Origin of the sequence: Candidatus Scalindua japonica (assembly GCF_002443295.1) — a bacterium.
Taxonomy (GTDB): domain Bacteria; phylum Planctomycetota; class Brocadiia; order Brocadiales; family Scalinduaceae; genus Scalindua; species Scalindua japonica.
On the sequence record NZ_BAOS01000034.1, the window covers coordinates 1 to 25,740 of the forward strand.

At 39.9% G+C, this 25,740-nt stretch carries 21 protein-coding genes; 14 read left to right on the forward strand and 7 right to left on the reverse strand.

What is annotated here, in order from left to right; genetic code table 11:
- Both SCALIN_RS17980 and SCALIN_RS17985 read right to left on the reverse strand, forming a co-directional pair.
- A partial coding sequence (locus SCALIN_RS17980; protein ID WP_133112019.1) for a hypothetical protein occupies positions 1-192 on the reverse strand: 192 nt, incomplete at its 3' end.
- A 222-nt stretch (positions 193-414) separates the two neighbouring features.
- Entirely contained in the window at positions 415-1,986 is a 1,572-nt protein-coding gene (locus tag SCALIN_RS17985) for a hypothetical protein (RefSeq protein ID WP_096895842.1), read from the reverse strand.
- 621 nt (positions 1,987-2,607) lie between these two features.
- Between SCALIN_RS17985 and SCALIN_RS22395 the strand changes: the two genes are divergently transcribed.
- Together SCALIN_RS22395 and SCALIN_RS17995 are read left to right on the forward strand one after the other, a co-directional pair.
- Positions 2,608-2,802: a hypothetical protein gene (locus SCALIN_RS22395; RefSeq protein ID WP_162532395.1), complete on the forward strand. Its 195-nt coding sequence runs from the start codon at positions 2,608-2,610 to the stop codon at positions 2,800-2,802.
- 245 nt (positions 2,803-3,047) lie between these two features.
- On the forward strand, positions 3,048-3,746 hold the full coding sequence (locus SCALIN_RS17995; RefSeq protein ID WP_096895843.1) for an Lcl C-terminal domain-containing protein: 699 nt from the start codon (positions 3,048-3,050) through the stop codon (positions 3,744-3,746).
- Between the two features lie 278 nt (positions 3,747-4,024).
- Here SCALIN_RS17995 and SCALIN_RS18000 read toward each other — a convergent pair whose 3' ends face one another.
- Positions 4,025-4,513, reverse strand: coding sequence for a hypothetical protein (locus SCALIN_RS18000; protein WP_096895844.1), 489 nt, complete (start codon positions 4,511-4,513; stop codon positions 4,025-4,027).
- Between the two features lie 462 nt (positions 4,514-4,975).
- Positions 4,976-6,727, reverse strand: a complete 1,752-nt coding sequence (locus SCALIN_RS18005) for a radical SAM/SPASM domain-containing protein (protein WP_096895845.1) — start codon at positions 6,725-6,727, stop codon at positions 4,976-4,978.
- 509 nt (positions 6,728-7,236) lie between these two features.
- Here SCALIN_RS18005 and SCALIN_RS18010 point away from each other — a divergent pair.
- From SCALIN_RS18010 to SCALIN_RS18065, 12 genes are all read left to right on the forward strand, one after another.
- The gene (locus tag SCALIN_RS18010; RefSeq protein WP_096895846.1) at positions 7,237-10,092 is read left to right on the forward strand and encodes a c-type cytochrome; all 2,856 of its coding nucleotides are present in this window, start codon (positions 7,237-7,239) and stop codon (positions 10,090-10,092) included.
- Positions 10,093-10,380: 288 nt separating this feature from the next.
- Complete coding sequence (locus SCALIN_RS18015) at positions 10,381-11,136, forward strand: carboxypeptidase regulatory-like domain-containing protein (RefSeq protein ID WP_162532396.1); 756 nt, start codon at positions 10,381-10,383, stop codon at positions 11,134-11,136.
- Between the two features lie 89 nt (positions 11,137-11,225).
- Positions 11,226-13,214 carry a cytochrome ubiquinol oxidase subunit I gene (locus SCALIN_RS18020; protein WP_162532397.1) on the forward strand — a complete coding sequence of 663 codons (1,989 nt, stop codon included), beginning with the start codon at positions 11,226-11,228 and terminating at the stop codon, positions 13,212-13,214.
- Between the two features lie 65 nt (positions 13,215-13,279).
- Positions 13,280-14,227, forward strand: a complete 948-nt coding sequence (locus SCALIN_RS18025; protein WP_096895849.1) for a c-type cytochrome — start codon at positions 13,280-13,282, stop codon at positions 14,225-14,227.
- Positions 14,228-14,290: 63 nt separating this feature from the next.
- On the forward strand, positions 14,291-15,064 hold the full coding sequence (locus SCALIN_RS18030; protein ID WP_096895850.1) for a c-type cytochrome: 774 nt from the start codon (positions 14,291-14,293) through the stop codon (positions 15,062-15,064).
- A 19-nt stretch (positions 15,065-15,083) separates the two neighbouring features.
- Positions 15,084-16,811: an ethylbenzene dehydrogenase-related protein gene (locus tag SCALIN_RS18035; RefSeq protein WP_096895851.1), complete on the forward strand. Its 1,728-nt coding sequence runs from the start codon at positions 15,084-15,086 to the stop codon at positions 16,809-16,811.
- 39 nt (positions 16,812-16,850) lie between these two features.
- Positions 16,851-18,332 carry a c-type cytochrome gene (locus SCALIN_RS18040; protein ID WP_133112021.1) on the forward strand — a complete coding sequence of 494 codons (1,482 nt, stop codon included), beginning with the start codon at positions 16,851-16,853 and terminating at the stop codon, positions 18,330-18,332.
- A gap of 10 nt (positions 18,333-18,342) precedes the next feature.
- The gene (locus tag SCALIN_RS18045; protein WP_096895853.1) at positions 18,343-18,987 is read left to right on the forward strand and encodes a c-type cytochrome; all 645 of its coding nucleotides are present in this window, start codon (positions 18,343-18,345) and stop codon (positions 18,985-18,987) included.
- Positions 18,988-19,009: 22 nt separating this feature from the next.
- Entirely contained in the window at positions 19,010-20,266 is a 1,257-nt protein-coding gene (locus SCALIN_RS18050) for a universal stress protein (RefSeq protein ID WP_162532398.1), read from the forward strand.
- Between the two features lie 340 nt (positions 20,267-20,606).
- Entirely contained in the window at positions 20,607-21,518 is a 912-nt protein-coding gene (locus tag SCALIN_RS18055; protein ID WP_096895855.1) for a sugar phosphate isomerase/epimerase family protein, read from the forward strand.
- Between the two features lie 150 nt (positions 21,519-21,668).
- A complete protein-coding gene (locus tag SCALIN_RS24145) occupies positions 21,669-22,022 on the forward strand; it encodes a VanZ family protein (RefSeq protein ID WP_096895856.1) in 354 nt (117 codons plus the stop codon).
- On the forward strand, positions 22,009-22,635 hold the full coding sequence (locus SCALIN_RS18065) for a class I SAM-dependent methyltransferase (RefSeq protein ID WP_096895857.1): 627 nt from the start codon (positions 22,009-22,011) through the stop codon (positions 22,633-22,635). The genes SCALIN_RS24145 and SCALIN_RS18065 overlap by 14 nt, the downstream gene beginning before the upstream one ends.
- 124 nt (positions 22,636-22,759) lie before the next feature.
- Here the strand turns inward: SCALIN_RS18065 and amrA are convergent, their stop codons facing one another.
- From amrA to SCALIN_RS18080, 3 genes are all read right to left on the reverse strand, one after another.
- Positions 22,760-23,323 carry an AmmeMemoRadiSam system protein A gene (gene amrA / locus SCALIN_RS18070; RefSeq protein WP_096895858.1) on the reverse strand — a complete coding sequence of 188 codons (564 nt, stop codon included), beginning with the start codon at positions 23,321-23,323 and terminating at the stop codon, positions 22,760-22,762.
- Between the two features lie 181 nt (positions 23,324-23,504).
- Positions 23,505-25,055 carry an AmmeMemoRadiSam system protein B gene (amrB, locus tag SCALIN_RS18075; protein WP_096895859.1) on the reverse strand — a complete coding sequence of 517 codons (1,551 nt, stop codon included), beginning with the start codon at positions 25,053-25,055 and terminating at the stop codon, positions 23,505-23,507.
- Between the two features lie 52 nt (positions 25,056-25,107).
- Positions 25,108-25,731 (reverse strand): YqaA family protein, encoded by a 624-nt coding sequence (locus SCALIN_RS18080; protein ID WP_096895860.1) that lies wholly within the window; start codon positions 25,729-25,731, stop codon positions 25,108-25,110.
- Positions 25,732-25,740: the final 9 nt, after the last annotated feature.

The window sequence follows — 25,740 nt, forward strand, 5'->3', positions numbered from 1 at the left end:
CCTGCATTTCACTTTACCTGTTATAATACCGGGATTCTCTACCCCAACATCCAGCCTTATCTCATTCTTTAATTCCCGCATGGCCTTTTGCAGTTTCTCCTTCATTTTCTGGGATTCATCCTGGGCCCTCAAGTCAGTTGCAAGTAGAAATAAAACAAAAAATGCGAGTACTGTTAAACATAATCTCTTCATAAATTGAAATCTCCTTTTCCCGTCATAATAAGACATCATCCATGACACTGCACGAATGTAGACTTTCGGCTATAAATGACAGAAGCCCGGGCTTGAATGGTAAACGGGGAGGTTTATATCTGGCCCGGGCTTCTGTTTATCAACATAGTAATTTATTCAAAAAATTTTGTACTACATGTTCTTAACAAAATGCTATGTAACATACTGACTGTTGCCAACAGCTTAGAATGCGATATCTACGCCAAGTCTGTAGGTAGTATCCAGAAAACTTCCAAGATCAACTCTATCTGCCTCGTTGCCGTCAGTTCCTGTTTGTTCGTCTTGATAATCTGACCAGTGTGCACCGGCAACTACCTTGAAATTTGCTCTGGGAACAATTGTTGCGTCAAAAGAGTATTTCGTAAATGACCCGATATCCCTTACATCATAATCAGGATTAACATTTTCTACCCTGACAGCAGGTATAAGCCATGGAAGGACGACGCACTGCAGTTCTGCCGTGTAAATAGATGTATGAAATGATGAACCTGACTCCTGGGCTAAATTACTACCGAATGTACCTGCTCCGTAAGTTATTGTTCCCTTTATATCATCTTCCATAAATGACGCGGCCCCTATAAAATTAAAATTACGCCAGTTTGCGTCAACAAGAACACCAAAACGTTCAAACCTGTTTGCCTCGGAATCGAAAAGACCTCCATCAATCGGATTGCCAAAAGCGCCTGATGTAGGATCATCAATATATGCTCCGGTAACACCTCGATAATAATAACCCTTTATCCTGACAGAATCGTCACGCCAGTTCTCTTTTGCTGCCAGCGAATCGTCTACAGACTCTTCACCTAGTACGCCCATACCGCCTATCTTATACGATACCGTTACATACCAGTCTTTGCTCTTATTTATCTCTCCTCCAAAAATACCACCAAGCACTCCATCGTCGCCAACCATGTTTGTTATTATAGTATCCATATCACCGGAACCATCGAACAGTTCAGATCCTTCTCCTGTTTCACCATTAACGATACCTGCCGCCCATTCAAAACCACCTCTGCCTTTAGGCCCATTCCAACTACCCCAGATCTCAATTCCATTCTGGGCCGGGTGGAAACCAAAGAAGTTACCGGCCGATATTGTAGGCATCACATCCATCATGTAATTTGATAACGAAAGCTGTTTTCTGTGGCTGGACATTGGCGTGCCCCGCATATCCAACCTTCCAAACCTGAAATTAAAATGACCCTGTTCTCCAAACAAGTAAGGAGCATAGTTTAAATATGCCCTCTCCAGTTCATCAATTGAACCGGCGCCAAAGAAAGATAGTGTCTCTCCAAACGTTCCTCCAAAAAGCACCTCAAGGGACTCTATTCCTGTAAATGAGGTATCCTGGGACCTTTCAGGACTTCCAAGAGTTCCTCCTCTAGGATTTTTCGGCCTTTCACGTGTAATGGCAAACTCAGACACCATCTTAAAACCAATAGCAGGCAGATGGGGTATTGAACCGGGCCATACTGCCTTAGGGAATAATTTTGACCATGCTGGAGCTCCCATCTTAACAGGTTCTTCCTTTACAAAGACTTCATCACCACCTCCCGGCATTCTCAAACCATTAGCGAAGAATGCCCTGCCAAATGCGTTGAGCTTGGGAAAAGTTCCCCAGTGGCAGGTTGTACACGCAGTCTTATATTTTCTCGCAAAAGGTGGAATAGCCTCTGAAACAGTGGGAAATGTTGCAAATAGCATCCCCACAAAAAAAAAGGCTGCTAAGCCAATTAACAAGAATTTTTTTTTCATCTTTTTCTGCTCCTTTCTTTTTTTGCAAAATAATTAACTTAGAGGCGAACTGAATGTACAACTTCCATTACGCCGCCCCGTAGAACCTGTCTGAAACGGCCAACTTCATTTGCGAAACATTAAGAGGTAGGAAAAAAGAGCTCTCAATGCGTTAAAAACACGAAATGATTGCACCTAAGCCAATTTGTTTTTGCCATTTGACATGAAAAGAGCTGTCGATATAATGAAAAAAGGCCAAATGCAAAGGGGTATATACCCCTTCCGCGTTTCCGTGCCGGGCTATCAGTTAATGCCTTCCGAGCGAAGCTGATAGCCTTTTTTGATCAAATAAATCTAATTCAGACTCAATCTCAACCAATGGGTCTAAAGAAATAGTTCTTATTTCTTTTCAGGTTAAATGGTTAAAAATCTTCAAATGAAATGTATGTACAAATAGGAAAACAGACATCTTTGTTGAGATTAAGTCTCATTTGCAATATTCTAGAAAAATTTTCGGTTATGTCAAATACTTTTTAATTTTTTTAATTGTATCATTACACCGGTTTAAAACTATATACTTACAGGGTGGATTAAGACAAGTAGGGTGCATTCCATGCACCGCTAACAACGTTGGATATGGCAATGGTATTATATATTACACACATATTTAATTATGCTGGGATGTTTCTGGTGCGTAAAACGCACCCTACGATTTTTGTTACCGGATCAGCTTCACTGTATATGGACGCTGCCGGAGGACGATTCAAACTTTGGTGTTTGCTGGGCTATGATAAAATGTTTCATGACAAAATGATGTGGTCCGGACTAACGCCGTGATGATTGGACGAATGCACCAAAAACGGAAACGAAATGAATCCACAATTTGGCAAAGGAGATTCTGGGAGCATATGATCCGTGATAAAGTTTTGTAGACAAGTAGGGTGCATTCCATGCACCGCTAACAACTGGACACTCAAGCTGGGTCAAATGAGAATTTATTAAATGAGTATCGTAGTTCAAGTTCAACATCAGTATAATATAGCCTGAATTATTCTATTAATGATTAAAACCTGGAGTAAGTAATGGTTTATATAGTAGGAGAGAGAAAACAACAAACATTCCTTCCGCCGTCAATAGATGAGTATATAAAAGTAAATGATCCAGTGCGAGTATATAATGCATTTATTATGATCAGTGTGGTAATACCGATATTAATCTATGCGAGACAGACTTTCGGGGAGGCAGATAACAAAGAGATTAAAGCATCTATTGTTACACAAACAGAATTCCGGTTAATTTCAAAAGAGAATTTCTTCGGAAAGTCAGTAGTAAACATGCTCAAGGATAACAGTTTTTATGATAGGGATTGGAATAGCTCTGCATCCGGATTTCCCAATGACTATCAGTTGCAGAGTAATGGTAAAGTTGTCTTAGACCGTGCCAGCGGACTCATGTGGCAGCAGTCCGGATCAGCCGGAGATGTCTCCTTTGATGAAGCTGAGAGATATGTTCTAAAACTAAATAGTGATCAATTTGCCGGATACAACGACTGGCGCCTGCCCACGCTTGAGGAGGCAATGTCCCTTATGGAGTCGACAGAAAAGAGCGGTGGTTTGCATATAGCCGCAGTATTTGATAATACGCGTAGGTGGATCTGGACTTCAGACAAGAACAACGCCTCTCTCCCCTGGATTGTCAATTTCGTCAGTGGTAATTGCTACACCTACGTCAACGATTACTTCGACTTTACCAGCGACGGCTATATTCGATCAGTTCGTTGATGTAATTCATTTGAATATTTGATTACTAGATACAAATTTCTCTAATTACACGAATTGTTCTAATTCTGGTAAATTTGTGTCTTTGGGAATATGCAATAGATATTTTCGGAACTTGTCGATAATCTCAGTGTTTTTCATAACTCTATCAGTCAGAAAGATTGGAATATCGACATAGCTTGAAAAGCAGATTTCTGGATTGCATCAGATTTGACTGGTGTATTTTAAGAGGATATCACTACTACGTAAAATGTTTCTCTACCTGATTATCGTATTAAGTCTTATGGTACAGGCCAATCACCTCGTGAATCTATATGGCAGGCAAAGCATATGTTTCTCAGCATTGTATCAAAGAATTCATATGTTTCCATAGAATCCATGTTTTTAGAAATCTCAGCAAGCTTTTTGGAGTCTGCTGCAAGTTTTTTTGTGTATTTTTCATACTTATTCCTCATCGTATTGTCAGACATTTTGAACTTACGTCCTTCTAACCCCCATTTATCATCCGGGAAAAACAGATGCACCATGTCTACACTGATTCTGGATATCCTATTTGACTCTTTGAAGACTATATCGAAATCAGCATTCAATATTCCTTCCAGTATTTTTGTCATAGATGCACCTATCGCATGCATCACAATTTTGGTAGCTTCTGTACCATGCTTTTCAACACTGTCTTCTCCATATGCCCTATTGACAAAAGAACCAGCACTGGTAGTAAGAACGAACAGGTAAAGTAAAACTATACAGATTTGAATGGTTTTTTTCATAATACGAATTTCCTTTCACTTTATAAAACTCAAGTAAAGTTTCTTTGCCGGTAATATATTAGAACCATCTCACGACTTCACTCTGGATAATTAGAGTTATTGCTTCAGTGCTGGAATTCATGTGGGCTACAGGAGTTGAAAATATAATATAAATGAGACGTACTTATTGTTTTGGCTGGTACAACAATAGCTATGAGGTATTGATTGTAGAATCAAGAGGAAATTATGCAAGTATTTTTCAGGGCAGATTCACTGTCTGGTTGCATTTATTAATGTAATAATGTTTAAGGAAGGTAAAGTGTGTTCTTGCCTACCCGTCTGAAAGGAAAGAAAAAGAGGTTGGCTCAATTTACTATTAGTGTGAGGTAAAAAGTCTTGTGTTCGATAGTAGAACGGTCGAACAGTCAAGAGACACAAATATCACGAATTATACTGATTTTGGTAAATTAGTGCAAATTTGTGTTAATTCGCGTCTTCTGGCACGTGTGACATATATTTCCGGAACTTGTCGATGATCTCAGTATTCTTCACATCTCTATTTGCAAGAAATTCCTTAATGTCGTCAATAACCTCTCTCTTCTTTTGATTTTTTGTTTTTGATTTTGCTGTATCAAATGCTCCCATGTCGAGTTTGTCGAACCCAAGTTTTTTCATCCTTCTGGATGCAAACTGCATGGACTCATCTCTTATCTCAGAGAGAAATGCTGAGGTTATTGTTTTGTATCCCTTTTCCCTGGCGCGTATTTCCATCAGCTTGTAAATTCCGGGCCTTACAAAATCGGGGGCGTTTTTAACACGCTCCAGCGCCTCGGTCTCCCACTCAATCTTACCGTTCCTGGCAGGTTTCTTTTTAAGCAGCTTCATAAAAGGGAACATAGCCTTCTTGTCGCCTGCCATCTTTTCCTTTGCTTCTTTCATGATGTCCGGAGTGATCTCGGTATACCCTTTTTCTCTCGCGTACTGTTCTACCCTTTTTATTACCATTCCTTTTCCAAAGGAGGGTACTTTGCCCAGTCGCTTCTCTGCGTCTTTACTCCATGAGAGCTCAAACTTCTTCTCTAAACCAAATGTGTTCTCTTCTTTAAACGACAACTTCTTTCCTCCATATTTTCCTGGTTCATAATCACACCAAGAATCTTCTTCCATCTGATCTCCTGTCGTAACGAGGGCCCTTGCGCGGCAACCTTTGCACATTGATTCAAACTCACACTCACCGCATCTGCCCTTGAGGTCCGCTTCCCTTAATTCATTCAGTATCCCGGAGTTGTTCCAGATTTCCGCAAAACTCTTTTCCCGTAAACTTCCACAGGATGTTTCCATATAGGGACAAGCGGTGACGTTACCTTCGGGTGTAATCCTGCAGTAGTTTGTGCCAGCCGGGCATCCGCCTGAATAGTATTTGACTAATGCCGACTCGGGGTCCATCTCGTATGCTATCCTTCTGTAATGTGGAGCGCACTTTGCGCTGACGAGCATCTTTCCCTCATATTGACTATGGAGTTTGTAGATCTGTTTCAACGCGTCCTCATATTGTTCTGATGTAATATCGGTTATGTCCTGGCCTCTTCCCGTACAGACGAGGAAGAAAAGGTTAAAGACCCTTGCTTCCATGTTGTTCGCGAAGGCAACCAGTTGGGGAATTTCGTCATAATTCTTTTTAAAAACTGTGGTCTGTATCTGGATTTCCAATCCGTTTCTTCTGCACGCCTTCATCCCTTCGACCGCCTTTTCCCATGAACCTTTTGCGCCTCGAATTGAGTCATGTACTTCAGGATGAATGGAATCGAGACTTATGCCAATCCCGGAAAAACCGTTATCTTTCAGCTTTTTAGCCATTTTATCATCAATAAGACATGCATTGGTGCCGAGGAGGACCATCATGCCTTTCCCCGCAGCATGACGGGACAGATCAAAGATGTCTTTTCGTAAGAGCGGTTCTCCGCCTGTCAGAATCAGGATCAGGTTTGGGTTTAGTTCCGCGATTTCGTCTATAACCTTCAGTGCGGTGTCAGTGTCCAGTTCATCAGCGGTACTGCCTGTTCCACATTGTATCTGATTAAAGTCAAGAGTGTCTTCGCTGGGTGTGTAGCCGGGCAGGCTGGTATTCTCCTGGTCTGGTGGTTGAACATTATCTGCCAGAAGGTAACAATGGGTGCACAGTAAGTTGCATGCTTTTGTGAGGTTCCAGGAAATTACGTGAGGTATGGATTTCATTATAAAAAATATATTATAAATGGTTAGTTTTTAACAGGTAGATGAAAAACCTTCTTTAGTCCCCTCATAGAAAAGGAGGGGATATGCGGGTGATAAAATATTGAAAAAAATCTCAAGTAACTCAATAATGTAGGAAAACTTAAAATATGCTTAAAATATGATAGATCAAGGTTAATTTAATTGCAAGATTAATATGCTCATGAGTGATTTTTTTGACAAGAGTTTCAAATTTTGCCTTTTACATTTAATGGTGTTATACGTGATTGGTTAGGGTAGAGTAATAATGAAGTAGTATGTTGTCGAATGTCTTTATCCTGCTGTATTTAGATATACTTACAGAATTGACAGTTACGTCCGTTTTTCCTTGAGTTATTTGGCATTATGGTTGCAAAAACAGTGATTTTCTGATTATATAGTGTTTGTTAATTTCATGTTTTTTGTGTTATTTAAATAGAGACTCTTTTGTCATATTTTTCCTATTATTATCTAGTAGGCGTGGGGATTTCATCATGAAAAAAGAAGAAGAAAAATCATATGCAGGTTTGTACTTGTTTCTGAGTATTATACTTACCTTAACGATAGCATGGGCTGTCTGGAATGAAGTAGTTACAAAAAGGCCATGGAAATCGTATCAATCCAGGTTTCATGAGTTAGAAAAAGATAAGGTCAGGGGGGACTACGGTGAAGCGATGGAGGAGTTTAGTCAACCTGAAGTTCAGGAAAAATATAGAGAAATCCAGGAAAAACTTGCTGTGGCATGGGGCAGGTTTAATACACCGGAAGTCCAGCAGAAATACAGGAAAACATTCAGAGAGTTGCGCGTTTTGGATAAAGAGAAGTTGTCTCCTTTAAAGTTTGAAGCGATGGTAACGCGAAATAAGATGATGGAAGAGGAGTACCGGTATGGTGTACACAGGAGTGATGAGTCGGAGGGGAAGATTAAGGCGTTGGAGGAGCGTGGCAAGGAGTTGGCGGCAAGTATAGGCCAAATTGAGAAAAAGAGGGCAGAATTACAAGCTTATCTGGATGAATCCAGGCGTGGTATAAATATGTATGCAGATGAATTGAAGACGTTTACCGGTGATATGAATAGATATCAGGAAGCAATGGCAATATTAAAGTCAAAAAGGCCGTCGTTGCAGATCCACCAGGTTCACCTTGAGGATATTAATGAGGCGGACCGGTGCATGTCGTGTCATGTTGGTATTAACAGGAAAGAGGGTGTTTCAGAAGAGCAGCCGTACGCGGGCCATTCAAGGAGAAACGTCTATCTTGGCAATCATCCTCCTGAGAAGTTTGGTTGTGTATTATGCCATGAGGGGCAGGGAAGGGCGACCATAAGCCCGGAGAAGGCACATGGTGAAGTGGAGTACTGGTTGACTCCGCTTCACAGGGGCAATGTAGCTCAGTCTTCATGTGTCAAGTGTCACAATAAAGGTGAAAAGTTGGTAGGGGGAGAGGATATCGCGAAAGGGATAGAGTTGTTTGAAGGATTAGGTTGTTTTGGTTGTCATGAGGCAAAAGGGTTCGGAGAAGACCGGAACAGTATGATAGGGCCTGACTTGACTGAGATAGGCAGCAAGGTAAATTCGGGATGGTTGCTGGAGTGGTTGAAAAACCCTAAACATTTCAGGCCAAGTACAAGGATGCCTGATTTCAGGCTGGAGGAGGAAGACGCGATGGCTATAACCTCATATCTCTGGCAGAATTCGGAAAGTTTTGATCCCGGTGAGCCGGAAGAGTTTGATGATGAAACGATAGACGAGGGTGCATATTTATTTGAGAGTATAGGGTGTCTCGCGTGTCATAGTGAAATAGAGGAAGATGGGAGGGTCCACGGGCCTAACCTTTCCCGGATTGGTGACAAGGCAAATTACGAGTATCTGGTAAGTTGGCTTCTTGTTCCAAAATCACATCAGCCGAAGACAAGGATGCCTGACATGAAACTTGATGAGGAAGATGCGCAGTACATTGCATCGTACTTGATGAGTTTGAAGGGCGAAGGAGGGTATGAAAATTTATCAGGTTCAGATTGGTTAAATGATAAAGAAACTGCTGAAAAAGGAGAAGAGTTGATAGGCAGGTATGGTTGTTTCGGCTGTCATAAGATAATGGGAATGGAAGGGATGGGTAAGATAGGTGTTGAGTTGAGTGAGGTGGGTTCCAAGCATATTCATCTGTTTGACTTTGGTTTGTTGGAGAAGGAGGTACTTGGTAGGGTCGGGTTGAATAATGCGCATGAAAACATTTCAGAGGCAAGGCGCGCATGGTTTGCGGCGAAACTAAGTGATCCAAGGCAGTTTGATAAAGGTCGTTATAAGAGGCCCAAAGACAAATTGAAGATGCCTGATTTCGGTTTATCTGCGGAAGAGATAGAGACGTTGTCTATTCTGTTGACAGGGATGAAAGAGGGTGGGTTGCCTGAGGGTTATATCGCGAAATTATCTGATGAAAAAAGTTACTTGATGGAGGGTGAAAGAGTAATTGATAAATACAACTGTATGGGGTGTCATCAGTTTACCATAGATACTTTGTATTTGAAGAGTGGGCTTGAGGTTAAAGGGATGGTCAAGCTTGAGGAGGAAGATGGTCTCTATTTTCAATTATGGGTAGATAATGAAGGGCTTGGTAAAAAGGCGGGAGATACTGTCCAGATAATGGATGAAGAGATAGAGAGAAGGGTCTCGTCGCAAGGAGGGGATATCAGTTCGTTTATTATAGACTACCATGTAGAGGTAGAGGGGAGTTTTCCTGAAGAGGCTAAGGTATTTACTCCTCCTGTGCTGTATGAAGAGGGCAAAAAGGTGCAGGGTGCGTGGCTTTTTGACTTTCTCAAAGAACCGAAGACCTTGAGGCCGTGGCTTGATGTTCGAATGCCTCTTTTTAAAATGACTGAAAATGAAGCTACGGTATTGTCCAGATACTTTGCGGTTTTGGAAAAGGAAGAGTACCCTTATGAGTTTATTGTTGAGACTAAAGAGAGTTATTTAAACGAGAAACGTAAAGAGAATCCCGAATATCTTGCTATGGCTCAGCATTTATTCGAGCACAAAGATGTAAATTGTGCGTCATGTCATGTTAGAGGAGATATCACACCTGAAGGTGATCCTTCAGATTGGGCCCCTGATTTGTCAGTGTCTCGGAACAGGTTAAAGCCTGACTGGATAGTGGATTGGCTTTTAGATCCACAAATAAAGCAGCCTGGTACAAAGATGCCTAAGTTTTTCAGGGAAGGTGAATTTCAGGATATATTCCCCGGAACACCGGAGGAACAGGCTGTTGCATTAAAGGATTTATTGATGAATCTGCCGGAGGAGATGTTGAAACAGGAGGAAGTTGACTCGGCAGATTCCTTAGTTGAATAAGTGGATAAGAAGGGGTTATAAATTTTTTTTTAAAATGTAGTAATTTATATTTGAAATGTTAAAGTTTTTCTGATATAAGTTTTACCTTTGAGGTTTCAGCATTTCTTGGGTTCTTCAAAAGAAGGTAAATACCAGATTTATTGAATAGATTATCTGGTAAAGTATATTTATCGATTTGCTGATTTCTGGTTTTTTGTATCAAATTATTTTTATTTATCAATTTTATTTATCAAATAGATAACCTAAAAGATCTTGACATAGATTGGGGGGATTAAGATGGATAAGTTTATGAAGAATTGCGTTTGTTACCTGGCAGTAGGATTGCTTTCACTAGTTTTGGTGGTAGGTAATTCAAGAGATACTCTGGCGGCATACGAGGGTGGCGATGTATCTAACGGCGGTACAATAACCGGTACTGTGAAGATTGCTGGCGATGTGCCAGCAGTAAAAGCACTGAAAGTGGACAAAGATCAGTCTACATGCGGGCATGATGATCTTCCATCAGAAGCATTGATGGTTTCAGATGGTGCTATACAGAATGCGGTAGTCTCTATTACTAACATCTCTAAAGGTAAAAAATTTGAAGGCGGTACCCCGGAATTAGATCAGAAAGGGTGTGTTTTTATCCCTCATATTGCTATGATTCCTCAGGGAAGTTCTATTAAGCTGCTAAACAGCGATGATGTTATGCATAATCTTCATTCGTGGTCCATGAAAAATACAGCATTTAACGAAGGAGTTGCGGCCCATGGAAATATTTCCAAAACATTTGAGTTTCCTGAAACTGTCAAGGTGACATGTGATGTTCACAAGTGGATGACTTCCTGGCTGATAGTGCAGGCGAATCCTTACTATGCTATAACAGATGCAAATGGAAACTATAAGCTTGAAGGGGTGCCTGCTGGTACATATACAGTTCAGGCATGGCAGGAGTCACTTGGAAAGAAAACTCAGGAAGTTACAGTAACTGCTGGTGGCGAAGTCAAGGCAGACTTTGGGCTGGAAAAGAAAGCAAAGAAAAAGAGAAAAAGAAAAAAGCATTAAGTTGGTTGTTGCTTTTGAATTGGTTTTATAAGGATTAGCTGAATCTAATTTTAGACTATATATAAAGAATGAACTTAAAAAATTTGAATTTGAAAATTGTTTTTGCTCTCTTTCTCGCAATCTTTTTTGTTGCGCTGGCAGTTAACTCTGGGATAGCTAATGAAAGTGGCGGTGAGTCAGATGCCGTAGAGGCATCAGTGGATACCGGTGAGACGGCAGAAGAGGAAGAAAAATCTGTGCCTTTTGAAGTTGTCGAATACAGAAACTTCTTTGGTATTGATGGCAGGCTTCTTGTCTGGATAGTTTCTCAGTTACATCTCATGTTCGCGGCCTTTGTGTTGGCTGTACCACTTTTTGTGGTTATCATTGAGATGATTGGGGCAAAGACGAATCAAATAAAATTTGATAATCTGGCGTATGAGCTTACGAAGCTATTGTCAACAGCATTTGCTACAACGGCCGCACTTGGTGGGCTTCTGGCTTTTGCATTATACGGTTGCTATCCAGGTTTTATGCGGTACATGACTGATGTTTTTCATCCGTATATGTATGTGTATGCGCTCTGCTTCTTCGGTGAGGTGTTCTTTCTTTATGCCTACTATTATTCATGGAATTTATTAAATAAAGGTATGGGGAAGTGGGTTCATATTTTTCTGGGTGTAATGTTGAATGTTTTCGGTACAACCTTGATGATGCTCGCTAATTCCTGGGCAACATTTATGATGGCGCCAGCGGGAATAGATATGAAAACCGGAGCGATATTAAGCCGGTCTGCAGCGTTCTTTAATTTTCTCTGGATGCCTGTTAACATTCATCGTATTATAGCCAATGTGGCCTTCGGCGGTTTTGTAGTGGGGGCATATGCAGCAGTTAAGTTTATGGGGGCGAAAACTGAAGAAGATAAAGCACACTATGATTGGATGGGTTATATAGGTAATTTCATTGGTCTGGCTGCGTTTATTCCGTTGCCTTTTGCCGGTTACTATCTAGGAAGAGAAATTTACAGTGCCAGTCCTGTTATGGGTAATATCATGATGGGAGGGGCTTTTTCCTGGACTTTCATTATACAGGCAATTCTTATCGGTATGCTGTTCGTTGGCGGAAACTATTATTTGTGGAACGGTATGGGCAGGATAAAAGGTGCTGAGCGCTATACTCCTTATATTAAGTATATAAATATAGTTATATTCTTCTGCTTTGCCGTTTGGCTAACACCTCATAATCTTCCGCTTAGTGGAGAAGAGAGGGCTCTTATTGGAGAGCAATATCATCCATTTTCCAAATTCTTCGGAGTTATGGCTGCAAAAAATGCGGTTGTAAACCTCCTAATTCTTTCTACATTCTTCAGTTTCCTGTTGTATAAAAGAGCTAATAAGGGTGAAACAAAGCCGTTTAAGAGTCATGGTAATACTGCGAGAGTTACGATGATTATTACTGTCGGTCTGACAGTAATGTACCTGATCTGGTATGCAATGGGTCTTAAGGGGCAGGATTTGGACGCGGCAGTAAAGCCGTACTTGTCGCCTCTTCTCAAGTGTATTACGATACAGATTATAGCACTGATTGGTGCGCTGTTTCTTACTTTTGCAAATAAAGGCAAGCTTGCGCAGACTTTGCTGTTTGTTGTGACAGTCTCAATATCTGTTGTATACTTCTGGTATTATGGTTTTGTTGTTATGGAAAAGGCAAACATGGTATTAAGGTTTTTGTCAGTAACGCAGGTGTCCATAGTGATTTCAACTTTGATAGTTAACACGGTTATTGATGTTTTTCTTTTTAAAGACGCAAAAGAAGTAGGTGGAATTCAGTGGGGTAAAATACCAAACAGGGCACAATACGCACTGTTGCTTCTCTGTGTTGCTATCGTTACACTTATGGGCTTGATGGGTTTCATACGTTCAGGTCTCAGGATGAACTGGCATATTTACGGATATATGCAGGATAAGTCTGCAGGTGCGTTTACACCCAGTATTGCTTATATGGGTTGGGTAGTTTCTTTGATTGTATTCCTCTTTTTGTTTATGGTAGCTGCTGTATTCTGGCTGGCAGGTCTTGCTGGTAAGAAGAAGAGTGTCTAAGACGGTTTCGTCGCTGGTTGAATTAAACGTAGTTGCAATAATAAATATTTAGGAAAAAATAAATAATGAAAAGTTTCTTAAAGGCAGTAGCGTTTACACTGTCTGTTCTTGGTTTTTTTGCTTATGTTTGTATTTACGTAACTGGGCTTTCCGGCGGCAGTGGCGGAGGTGGAGCCACCGGGATAAGTCCTGAAGCGGGTGAAAAGATTTACTGGGGAGATGGTCAATGCCATACATGTCACAGTATCGGTACATCCGGTAGTGCGACAAGAGGGCCTAACCAGGAGGGTCTCGCATCAAGGGCTGAGGAAAGGGCGAAGGCAGCTGGACTCTCTTCTGGCCTTGAATACCTGGTGGAATCAATCGTACATCCATCGTCCTTTGTAGTAGAAGGTTATGACAATATTATGCCTAAGGTTTACGAAGCTCCTATTATGCTAGGTCGTGAACAGATACAAGCCGTACTGGTCTATCTTCAGACATTGGGAGGTGAGCCGGATGTTGAGGCGGTAGCCAAATTTGCAGAAAAGATACCAGAGGCATCAGGTGAACAAGTTGCTCCTTGGGTGCCTCCAATTGATGTAGATATAAAAGAGGGAGAGTTGGTCTTCTTTGATGAATCAAGGGGTGTTACATGTTCTAAGTGTCATGTTTTAAACGGAAAAGGCTCTAAAGTCGGGCCAGATCTAACAGGTATTGGTGCGGTACAGACACCGGAATACCTTATTGAATCGGTACTTAAGCCTAGTGAAGTAATAGTAAAAGGCTATGAAACTATGTATCTTATGACAACAGAAGGAATGGCGTATAACGGGCTCCTTGTCAGTCAGGATGAAGAAGAAGTAGTTTTGATGGTTGATGAAGACGGAGTTATGGAAGAATATGTTTTCTATCCAGATGAAATAGCTCAGATGCAGAAACAGGACGTATCAATTATGCCAGGTAATTTCAGGGATATGCTTACAACAAAAGAATTTTATGGTGTAATTTTGTATCTTTTGAGCCAGAAATAAATTTAATAATAGAATAACCAGAGAAAGAGAAATTAGTTAGTAGATTGTGGGAAAGGTAACTTGATGGCAAAAAATAAAAATTCGTATTCGATGATAATGGTAATAGTATCAGTACTAATTGTATTTGCCATTATCAAAGTAATTGCACCATACGTTTTCATGATTTTGCTGGCAAAAGATCATACTATGCCTACTCCAAGTACGTTGTTGCTCTGGTACATGGTATTGGCAGTGCTTGCATCACTTGTATATGTTTCAACAAGTGATCTGAAGTGGGCAAATTTTTTAAGCTTTATATTGCCTGCGGGTGATGATAAGTTTAAAGCTCTTTTCCAGAAGATGATGGTGATTGCATTCCCATTACTTGTTGGTTGGTTTGTTTATTCCGGGACTGTTCCAGGTACGGCGTCTCCAGTAGAATTGAGAATCCAGCATCCGACGTTGCTGCAAGAGTTTGAGAAACTTGAAAATCCTTTTGCGAATGCTGACGAAGCAACTAAAAGAAAGTGTATTGAAGAGGGTAAACATCTTTATCAGCAGAACTGTCGCCCTTGTCATGGATCTAAAGCAGACGGTAATGGACCATTTGCCAATGCTTTCCGTTTAAGACCAATTAATTTTACCGATCCTGGAACAATTGCAACAGTTGTAGAAAATTTTGCTTTCTGGAGAATTAAAGAAGGTGGACCAGGGCTTCCGGCGGTATCAACTCCATGGGATTCAGCAATGCCAGCTTGGAAAGATGTTTTAACTGATACACAAATATGGAAGATAATAATGGGTGAATATGTGACTGCAGGAGTGCAGTCACGTCAAAGAGAAGAGATGGAACACTAACATAGTTTGGATTATAAATATGAGCAAAATAAAAAATAAATCAGTTCTCAGGAACATTCTTATAAGCATGCTTGCGGGGATATTTGTTATTATGTGTCTGAGAGATAGTGATGCCCAGACTTCGCAGCTATTCAGGGTCTATAGTACCGAAGTTTCAGGGAAAATAGCGGAAACATCTGAAGCTGTTGCTGCGGGAAAAAAAATATATGAGATCAAATGCTACTATTGTCATGGAATAAAAGGTGACGGAAATGGTTCCGATGCTCCTCGACTTGATCCAAAACCAAGAAATTTTACCAGAAATGAATACAAGATACGTTCTACAGGTCCGGGAGTTCTTCCTACCGACGAAGATCTCTACAGGATTATATCCAGTGGTGTTGAGGGTTCAGCGATGCCTTTCTGGAATACGTTAAAACCTGAAGAGAGATGGCAGGTGATCTTTTACATAAAGACATTCAATCCGGAATTTAAGAATAAGAGTGATCGATCTGAAGTATCCTTAGCTGGCGGAACTGCTTCAAGCCCCGATTCTATAAAACGAGGAAAGAAGTTGTTTAAGGAGGCTAAATGTATTTTGTGTCATGGTGAAGATGGTAGAGGAGAGGGGCCCATTACAACAACGCTAAAGAAGCAATGGGATCTTCAATTTAAGGCGAGAGATCTTACACAAAGTTGGATGTATAAAGGTGGTAACACTGAAGGTGATATTTTCAGAACGATAACAACCGGTCTGAATGAAACCCCAATGGGATCATATGCTGATTATCTTACTGACGATGACAGATGGCACCTTTCGCATTATGTGAAGTCTATTTCTCATGATATGAAAACAGATGTTGTGCTTAAGTCGAAGCTGCTAGAAGGAAATCTCCCGAAAGGACCTGATGATGTTGCCTGGGATACTTTAGAGGCCGTTGAACTGCCTTTGGCTGGTCAGATTGTAGCAAGTCCAAGATTCTGGACACCATCTGCAAACTCTATAAGAATTAGATCTTTTTACAACGATAAAAATATTGCGTTTCTTGTAGAGTGGGATGACAGGACAAATGAGCAGAGTGAGATATATAGTGATGCAGTCGCTCTGCAATTTCCTACAAAGATTCCAGAAGGATTAAAAAAGCCCTATTTTGCAATGGGCGACTCCAGCAAAGGTGTAGAACTTTTGCATTGGAAAGCGTATGATGAATCTGTTCTTACTGTGCAAAGCTCTGAAGAAGATAATATAGAGACGGAAGCAGATGGTGGTTCTGAAGCTGAAGATGAGCCTGATGAAGCAGAAAGTGAAGAAACTGCTGATGAAGAACAGGAGGATGAACTGGTATCAGAGGGTTCAGCCATGCAAGAATTTGAGGGCTTTTTTTCGATAAAAGAGATGAATGCCAAGGGCTTTAAAAGGCTATCAGTACAACCAGATGCTAGCCAGAATTCTAAGGGTAAAGGTCACTGGAAGAATGGTAAATGGCAGGTTATGATTACAAGGCCTCTTTTTACTCGTGACAAGAAAATAGATGTTCAATTTGAGAAGGGTAAATTAATTCCTTACGCTTTAGCAGTGTGGGATGGCTCAAACTCAGAGATTAAAGGACAGAAAGCGATATCATCGTGGTATTATCTTACTTTGGAGATGACAACGCCAAATAGCGTTTACATTTATGCAATTGTTGCCGTTATTATGGCAATCTGTATTCAATTCTGGGTGGTAGCAAGGATACGAAGATTCCCGACTGAAATTCCTGAAGAGTGATTGTAAGACATTTTAGAGTTGAAACTTAAAGTAAATAAAATGATTAATAAGAAAAAAATAAATTATACATCGATTATAGTAGTTATTTGTGTAGTATTAGGATTTGTACTGGCTTGTGAACAACCAGGTATTGCGCAATCGCTGGAACCTGATCCGCTTTTTCTTGAATTGGAATCTATATATAGAGGAGATAAGGATTACAAGCAACTACCTTTTGATCTTGAAGACCCTTATAAGAGATCTAAAAATGGACCAACTCTTAAAAATGTTGTTCATAAGGCAAATAAGGAATGGATTAAGAAGTGGATTGATAATCCCAGTGCCATGATTCCAAATGCTAGAATGCCGAGGCTTATGCTGAGCCCGGAGGATATTGAAGCTGTTATTGCTTATCTTGAAAGTATTGCCGACAGTAGCTTTCCAAAACAGGAGTGGGAGGCTGGATTGCTAAAACCAGAGGACGATATGACAGATGAAGAATACGAGCTTATGGATGAACTGGTATCTGGCGGAAAGGGTGTCTGGGGACGCGCAAGATGTAACATATGTCATCCTGTCAAGGGAAAGGGCGGAGCTGTAGGAGTCGGTCCGGATCTTGGTGCTGTCGCAAATAAGGTCAATCGTGACTGGTTATATCAGTGGATTAAGGAGCCTAGAGGCTATTTTCATGAAACACAGATGTCAAGATATAGGCTAGATGAAGGTGACTTGAGAAAACTTGTGGAATACTTGATGCAGGATTGGGATTTTAAACCTGAGGAAGCGGATGAGGACGCTAGTGAAGAAGAAGAGGTTGCGGCTTCAGAGGTATCTGAATCTGTAGAAACACTTGATGTTGAACCATCGATTAATATAGAGGGTACGTTAGCCGAGAGAGGGAAAAAGATTATTGAATTCAATCGATGTTTTGTCTGTCATGAAATAGAAGGTGTTTCTGAATTGCTCCCTGTTAAAAACCAGAAAAGTGAGAGTGAAACAAATAACGAATTTGAGAAATTGTTAAATGATGTCAGATGTATGACATGCCACAATATACAAGGGCACGGTGGCTTATTTGCACCTGAGCTTACTCATGAAGGCAGTAAGCTGAAGGGTGAGTGGATAAAGGGGTTTATAGAGACGCCTGATATTATTCGTCCCTTACTAAAACAGATGCCGAAGTTTAACCTGACTTCAGATGAGGCGCAAACCGGTGCTGATTTTGTAGAAGAGTATTTTGTGAGTGATGAGATTGACTTAGATTCTTTTGCTAATGTAGAGCCAACGGAAGAGCAGATTAACAAGGGTAAAGAGATTTATGCAGCTAAGGGCTGTAAAACCTGTCATACCATTCAGGTGGGTGGTATCGTTGGTCCCAATATGAAAAGGGTTGGTGATAGAATGGAAAACGGTTTTATTTTCTTCCATTTAAAAGATCCTCACCATGAAACTCCTGATTCTGTTGAACCTGACTATAAACTTACTGACGAAGAAGCAACCGCGTTAACACATTACCTGATGTCTTGTAAAGACAAAAAATAACCTGGAAATCATGAATATATTGATAAAAAATTATATAATAGTAATCATATGTTTCTTTGTTGTCGGATTCACATCAATTAATCATGTAGGTGGTTCAGAGGGACAATCAACAAAGAATGCACAAGCTGGATCTGAAGAACCTGATAAGAAATATGAATTGATTGAAAAGGCAAAGATATACATGACGTCACCTAAAGAAGTATTTCTTTATTATTGCAGTCCATGCCATGGTAAAAAGGCTAATGGAAAGGGAATCTATTTTACTATAGACCTGAAACCAAGCCCCTCAGATCTGACAAATGTAGAGTATATGGCAGCTCTGACAGACGATTATCTTCTGAACTTTATTACTCAAGGTTCTGCAGCCATGGAAAAATCTACGCTATGTCCACCTTGGGGTAAAACTCTTGATGAAGGAACAATAAAGGGTATCATAGGTTATCTGAGAAGCCTGACTATTGCAAAATCGAAAGAAAGTACGAATGCTTCTGATAAAGAAGAGGTGGATGCTGCAGTTGTTGCAGAGGTAACAGATCAAGGAACCCCGCAGGCAGTTATATGGAGCGTTTTGGCATTCTTGTGTGCCTTCTTTGCTATCGGTGCGGCTAGAGAGTGGAAGAAGTTAGCTAAAGAAGGCCCCTCAAAGAAAAAATAACTATTAATGCTGGGAGTTGATTTTGTACAAGAAAATATTCATTCCTCTGGATAATTCAAAATATTCCGACTTTTGTGAAGATATTGCAATATCTATTGCGAAGAAATCCAATTCTGAACTTGTAGGGGGGCATGTATATGCCGCCAGTCTGCATCACAAACGTTTCAAAGAGATGGAAGTCGGACTTCCTGAAAAATATAAAGAAGAAAGCGAGCTTAAAAAACAGAGAGAATATCACAATTCTTTGATAGGTCGCGGACTTCGAATGATCTCAGATTCATATCTGGATAGCCTCGAAAGAAAAAGCAAAGAGCAAAGCATTCCCTTTAAAAGAAATATTAAAGAAGGGAAAAATTACATTGAGTTGGTAAAGGATATCAACAATAATGATTATGATTTAGTGATTATTGGTGTCAGAGGCCTTGGTGAGGTGGAAGGCAATGCAATAGGTAGTGTCTGTGAAAGAGTCGTCAGGAGAATTAATACAGATGTTTTAATAGTAAAGAATAAAAGGCCGCTTTCAGGTCGGGTAATCGTGACTGTTGATGGCAGCGAACAGTCATTTCGGGCAGTTGAGATGGCATCTGATTTAGCTGTAAAAAATAATCTTGAGTTGGAAGCTGTGTCAGTCTATGATCCACACTATCACCGTGTAGCTTTTAACGGAATCGCTAAGATACTTTCCGGTGAAATGGGAGAAGTATTCAAGTCTGATGAACAGGAAAAACTGCATGAGGATGTAATAGATAAGGGGCTTGAAAAGATTTATCAAGGACATCTTGAAAGCGCGTTAAACAAAGTAATAAAATCAGGGTTACAATTAAAGACTACACTTCTTGAAGGTAAGCCATATGATCAGATATTAAAGTATATTGAAAAAGTAAAGCCTTCTCTTCTGGTATTGGGCCGTACTGGTATTCATGCTATCGATGGTCTGGATCTGGGAAGTGCTACAGAGAATATTCTGAGAAATGCAAATTGCAATGTCCTTATTACTAAGAGCAGGCAAAAAGTGGAGACAAATCCATTTTACCAGGATGAGGAAATTGTAAAGAGGGAAATAATGAAGGAGCAGGCAGAGGAACAGGCTATAACCACAGAGACTGTTTCCTGGACCGAAGACGCAAACACCTTAATCTCAAAAGTTCCTGCTTTTGTAAGGCCTATGGTTGTTGGTGAAGTTGAGAATTATGCAAGAACGAAAGGCAGTCGTGAGATTACAAGAGAAATAGTTGAAGAGGTAAAGTCTAAGTGGGCTGACTCAATGAACTATTCTTGAGTACTTTATACATAGATATACTGATTTTTAAATCACTTCTTTTTTCAAATCAAAACTACTAAACCTCTGATCTGCAAGGTTTTTAATATAGCTATATAGCCTGAAACTGCATACAATTGCTTGTTAAACGGTGTGTTACCTGGAGGCTTTAGATTTATATTCCCATCCTAGTAAATAATAGTAAATACTTTAATTGTCATGAACCGTTATATCTTTTAAGTTATTATCATAGTGCTTGTCTTGTTGGTTTTGTCTGAATATCAGTATAGGCATTTCGATATTGAAAAATAGTTTATGATGCAATAGCGACTTGATTGGTAAAAAAGGAGAATGAATTCTCATGTTGGGAATTTCTACTGTTTGGAAGTCCGGAGAATGTAAAAATGGTCAGGAACTCATGGAGAGCCTTACCAGACTTGGATTCAGGGAAATAGAGCTGGAATACAGAATTTCAGAGGATACATTTGAGGAAATTAAACAATTTCTGAAAACCCGGAAGGATACAAATATAGTTAGTATACACAACTTCTTTCCTATCCCTGACATTCATGAAACAGGTGGGGCGGATATATTTCATTTCTCATCAGATGACGTTGAAGAGAGATCTCTGGCTGTTAAGTATGCCATTAAGACTATTCAAATTGCTTCTGATATGGGAGCCCGGGCGGTTGTCTTACATCTTGGCAGAGTAAAAATGGATATGCTGAGCCAGGAGCTTTTCAGATTATATGATACAGGTATGGTGGGTTCTGACATATACGTGAGTAAGCTTGATCAGATCAGGGTGCTGAGAGATATACAAAAAGGAAAGACACTAGATATGATGTTGCTGAGTATGGATGAGATACAGAAATCTGCAGAGAGATATGATATTAATATTGGCATAGAAAACCGATACTTCTTCGAGGAGTGTCCAGATTTCGAAGAGATGGCTGTAATTTTTAAAGAGTTCGGAAATGGACGTATCGGGTACTGGCATGACGCCGGACATGCGCAGGTACAGGAAAATTTAGGTTTTGTGAGGGTAGAAGACCTTCTAGACTCTTATGGCAAATTTCTCATCGGCTTCCATCTTCATGATGTAAAGGGGTATTCTGACCACCATGTTCCGGGAATAGGTGATGTTGATTTTGAATTGTTAAAAAAATATACTAAGAAAAATACAATAAAGATACTGGAAATTCATCCAAGAGAAACAGAAAAGGATTTAATGAGTGGCGTTGATTTTTTAAGGAATATGGGGTTTGAATAAGAATTAATTACTAAATAAACTGAGGATAATTTGTATTTACAACCACTCCTTGCCACTCCTTAACAAGCAGGGGGATTAAGTTTCTCGTTGTCTGTCCAGGGGAGTGTTTGTTGTACTAAATTATTGAGTAATTTCAACAAGAGCATACATATGAGAAAATTATTAATCAGCTTTTATGTTCTGTATCTTTTAATTCTAACCTATTTTTTTCTTACTCCGGTACAGTATAAAGTTTCTGAAAGTATATGGGACAAGCTGCCACATTTTACTGCTTATCTGTTATTAGTTATTTTAATAAAAAAAGTACACTTCAGATTAAATTATCTGATATGTATAATAATCTGTTGCATTTATTCATTTTTTATAGAATGCATTCAATACCTCATACCGAACAGAAATTTTGATATCTTAGACATGCTTGCAAACCTATTGGGTACAATCGTGGGTGTAATGATATATTATTTTATAATAAATAAACACTTTAATAGAAATGGAATCAAATAATAATACAGGGCGTTTCAAGGGTTGTATTCCTTCCTATGGCGATGCTGATCTTTGTGCCGCTATAATGGATACAAACAGAGAGAACTGGCAGAGGCCAGATATTGTCGGTAAGCTGATCACTCAACCTGGCATGACAGTAGTTGATCTTGGGGCAGGTACAGGGTACTTTGTAGACCTGTTTTCCAAGAAATTGCCTGAAGGAAAGATCATTGCACTTGACCCTGAACCTTCACTGATAACATGGATGGAAGAGAGAAAGAATAGGGGCTCTATGGATAATGTATCCATTCATAAGATAACGGAAAACGACCCGGGACTTGATCAACTAAACGTTGAAATTGATATACTCTTTGTCGGATATACCTACTTTCATTTCAATACTCCTGTAAGATATTTTCGTGAAAAAATTTATCCTTATATACAGAATAAAACAGTAGTTGCGATTGCAGATATGGCTCCGGTTCCAGGTCAGGTACGCCATACCGTTTCATCAGAACAGGTAATAATGGAAATGGTAAAAGCCGGTTTTGAGTTAACGGATGAGCCGACTACCTGTTATGATCAGTACCTGCTTGTATTCAAAAAAGTACCTCAAAAGTATGTCTCGGAATAGAGGCAAATTCCTCGTTGTCGTGCGAGATGTTTTCAAGCGGCATAGTAGATCAGAAGTTCAAACTCCAGGAGCTGGAGAGGTGGCTCATGAAGAGTGTCAGGTGTTTTTCAGAATAAATGAGGGCTCAACTGTTCTTATTTGTTTTTTCAGATATCATTTCTGATGTAAAGATATAAATATCAATGTTTTTGCTCTTCCACGCATCCGGTGAGAGGCCTGCTTTCATACTACAGCATTGGGACAGAAATTCTTCTTTTGTCCATCCGTTTTCAGTAGCGACTTGAGGTAAAAAACATCCGGTTGAAAAGGCTTTTTTAATGTATATTCCATGCCTGCCAAGCTCGAAGTCAAGTGGGTCATCAATTTTTTGTAAAGGCGTCAGTACAGATATATCTATTTCCAGGTCTTCTAATTCCGACAGTTGGATTTGATTAAACCTTGGGTCTTCTTTGGCAGCCGATACAGCCATCTCGGAGACAAGTTTGTACAGTGGTATATTGGAATCCATTCTCCCTATACATCCTCGTAGTTTTCCGTGTGACTTTAATGTTACAAAGGCACCGCTCTTTTTGATCAGCGAGGGACTGGTTGTTTCAATTTGTATATGTTCGCCTGGAGTGTTTGTTATTGATGATTTGATACTCTCTCTTGCTATTGAGAGTAGTATTTTTTTGTCTTTTTTGTCCATTATAAATTAGCCCAATCAGTCGCTAATTTAGATGATTTGCACACGCAAATAAATTTATTTATTTATCCCCTGGCTTCTCGCGAAAGCATCGTTATTTCACTTGCTTCCCCATACAAAAGGCACCCACTCTTCGTCCGGCAGGTAGGGCTTTTCGCACTGAGTTCATGTGCCGTATCTAGTGTTATTTCATGGCCAGGCATTTATCTTCATGGAATACTTCTGCTGTAAAAACAAAAAACTCCATCTTCTCGTCCTTCCAGGCAAATGATGGTAGACCCGCTTTGTTACATAGGTGGGTAAGTGTCTCTTCTCTGTCCCAACCCTGCTCCGTAGCTACCTGAGGTAGGAATACTGCCATCATGCCTCCAAGACGTATGATAATTCCATGTTTTCCAGGTATGAATTTATCAGCACCGCTTATCTTATTTATGGGACTGAGTACCGAGATGTCTATCTCAATATCTGGTAGTTCATCTTCACTGACAGGGCTGAAACGTCCATCGTTTATTGAAGAATTTATTGCATTATCTATCACAGCATTAAAAAGTTGTTCTCTGGGCAGGATGTGGCCTATACAACCGCGTAGATTACCGTTCTTGTTAAGGGTTACAAATACACCCCTTTTTTCATTCAGGTTCTTACTTAATGTGTATTCTCCTGAGTTTACATCAGGTTTCTTCCCGTCCTTAATACAGCATTCAAGTGTATCTCTCGCGAGCTTGAGTAGGGTCAGCTTTTCTTCGTTATTTAAACTATTATTACCAATAATATCCGGGGGTTCATTGTCTTTTGTAAACACTATTGAAGCATAGCTCACAGAACTGTTAAAATCACCCAGTATGCTGCCTGATGTATCATACTTCAGTATTTTTCCCTGTACGTTACCAGGCAAGAGTTTCATCAACAGCGCGATCGGCATAAACCCGCATGCAGTTATTCCGGTCGCCCTTTTATATTTGAAGAACCCGTCAATATCCAGGGCGAGGATACGTTCAAATGCACCGTGGTCAAGCTTTCTTATATTAGCCTCTACATCATTTTTAAAAGGGACATAATCATAACCGTAACCGTAGTGAGTAAAATCAGAACTTACCACAATCAGTGTGTCTTCGTTTATTAATGGTTTTAATTTATCGGCAATAAAGTCAAACTCTTCGTTATGGAGCCTGCTTATAAGCACTGGAATCAGTTCAATGTCGTCTCCCAGGACTACTTGCAGAAAAGGTAATTGAGTCTCAAGGGAATGTTCTCTTTTGTGGGCATTCTTAAATGTTCCAAAAAAAGGAGGATTGTTTATAAGGTTGTTACAAATACCCTGGTTCAATTTCACAAGTCCCAACGGTGTTTTATAGGCTTCAACATCGAGTATTGATGCTCCCCTGTATCTGGAGTAGTGACTTGGAGCAAGTACAATTACTCTTTTAAATCCGTAGTCCTTTATGGCTTTATACCCGTAAGCAGCAACTGCTCCAGAATATTGGTATCCGGCATGTGGTGATATAATTGCTACTGGTTTACCCGGCAGGTTTTCTATCAATGCCTTGTCAAGATAACTGTTTATCTTTTTTAAGAGCTCGGCTTCAGATTCGGGATAAAAACGTCCCGAGACAGCAGGTTCACGTACATTTTTTTCTTCACCCGGTACATCTCCAACAAAATAATCTTCCGCGTAACTGATTGAAGAAAAAGTAATAAAAAAAATGGAAAAAAGTAATAAAAGGTTTTTATGCATGATAATTCTCCTTGTATATGAAAATGCAACTACTGCATGGAACAAAGTTAAACTATTTGAGATATTTCACAGCAATAAAACCACTGATTAATAATATAACAAATATGATGGACAGGATGTTGAAATATTTCTCTATAAACGTTTTTATCTTTGGGCCAAATACATAAAACAGCCCAGCTACCAGAAAGAATCTTGCACTTCTGCTTAAAGCCGATGCTAGGATCAGGGTAAAGATATTTATTTTGCAGGCTCCGGCTGCAATGGTAAATACTTTATAGGGTATTGGAGTAAATCCCGCCACTGCAATTGCCGAAAATGCGTTGTTATGATATTGTGTACTTACTGTATCAAATATATCAGTGATGTTATAAAAGCTGATAATCGGCCTTCCGACAAATTCAAAAAACTGATAGCCAATAAAATAACCAAAACATCCACCTAATATCGATCCGACAGAGCATATTATTGCGTATTTAAATGATTTACCTGGTAAAGCAACTGCTAACGCTATTAATAGAACGTCAGGCGGTATTGGGAAAAAAGAGGATTCGCAGAACGCGAGTATAAAGAGTGCCCAGGTACTGTGAGGTGTTTCTGCCCAATGTATTGTCCAATCATAGAGCCTTCTTATATGATTAGCCTTTCTCGTGATCTGCTCTTTTTCGATGGATTCCACCTATTCAGC

Excerpts from the sequence above, each read along its gene's own strand:
- SCALIN_RS17985 (WP_096895842.1), bottom strand. The coding sequence starts at position 1,986 with ATGAAAAAAAAATTCTTGTTAATTGGCTTAGCAGCCTTTTTTTTTGTG.
- SCALIN_RS22395 (WP_162532395.1), top strand. The coding sequence starts at position 2,608 with ATGGTATTATATATTACACACATATTTAATTATGCTGGGATGTTTCTG.
- SCALIN_RS17995 (WP_096895843.1), top strand. The coding sequence starts at position 3,048 with ATGGTTTATATAGTAGGAGAGAGAAAACAACAAACATTCCTTCCGCCG.
- SCALIN_RS18000 (WP_096895844.1), bottom strand. The coding sequence starts at position 4,513 with ATGAAAAAAACCATTCAAATCTGTATAGTTTTACTTTACCTGTTCGTT.
- SCALIN_RS18005 (WP_096895845.1), bottom strand. The coding sequence starts at position 6,727 with ATGAAATCCATACCTCACGTAATTTCCTGGAACCTCACAAAAGCATGC.
- SCALIN_RS18010 (WP_096895846.1), top strand. The coding sequence starts at position 7,237 with ATGAAAAAAGAAGAAGAAAAATCATATGCAGGTTTGTACTTGTTTCTG.
- SCALIN_RS18015 (WP_162532396.1), top strand. The coding sequence starts at position 10,381 with ATGAAGAATTGCGTTTGTTACCTGGCAGTAGGATTGCTTTCACTAGTT.
- SCALIN_RS18025 (WP_096895849.1), top strand. The coding sequence starts at position 13,280 with ATGAAAAGTTTCTTAAAGGCAGTAGCGTTTACACTGTCTGTTCTTGGT.
- SCALIN_RS18030 (WP_096895850.1), top strand. The coding sequence starts at position 14,291 with ATGGCAAAAAATAAAAATTCGTATTCGATGATAATGGTAATAGTATCA.
- SCALIN_RS18035 (WP_096895851.1), top strand. The coding sequence starts at position 15,084 with ATGAGCAAAATAAAAAATAAATCAGTTCTCAGGAACATTCTTATAAGC.
- SCALIN_RS18040 (WP_133112021.1), top strand. The coding sequence starts at position 16,851 with ATGATTAATAAGAAAAAAATAAATTATACATCGATTATAGTAGTTATT.
- SCALIN_RS18045 (WP_096895853.1), top strand. The coding sequence starts at position 18,343 with ATGAATATATTGATAAAAAATTATATAATAGTAATCATATGTTTCTTT.
- SCALIN_RS18055 (WP_096895855.1), top strand. The coding sequence starts at position 20,607 with ATGTTGGGAATTTCTACTGTTTGGAAGTCCGGAGAATGTAAAAATGGT.
- SCALIN_RS24145 (WP_096895856.1), top strand. The coding sequence starts at position 21,669 with ATGAGAAAATTATTAATCAGCTTTTATGTTCTGTATCTTTTAATTCTA.
- SCALIN_RS18065 (WP_096895857.1), top strand. The coding sequence starts at position 22,009 with ATGGAATCAAATAATAATACAGGGCGTTTCAAGGGTTGTATTCCTTCC.
- amrA (WP_096895858.1), bottom strand. The coding sequence starts at position 23,323 with ATGGACAAAAAAGACAAAAAAATACTACTCTCAATAGCAAGAGAGAGT.
- amrB (WP_096895859.1), bottom strand. The coding sequence starts at position 25,055 with ATGCATAAAAACCTTTTATTACTTTTTTCCATTTTTTTTATTACTTTT.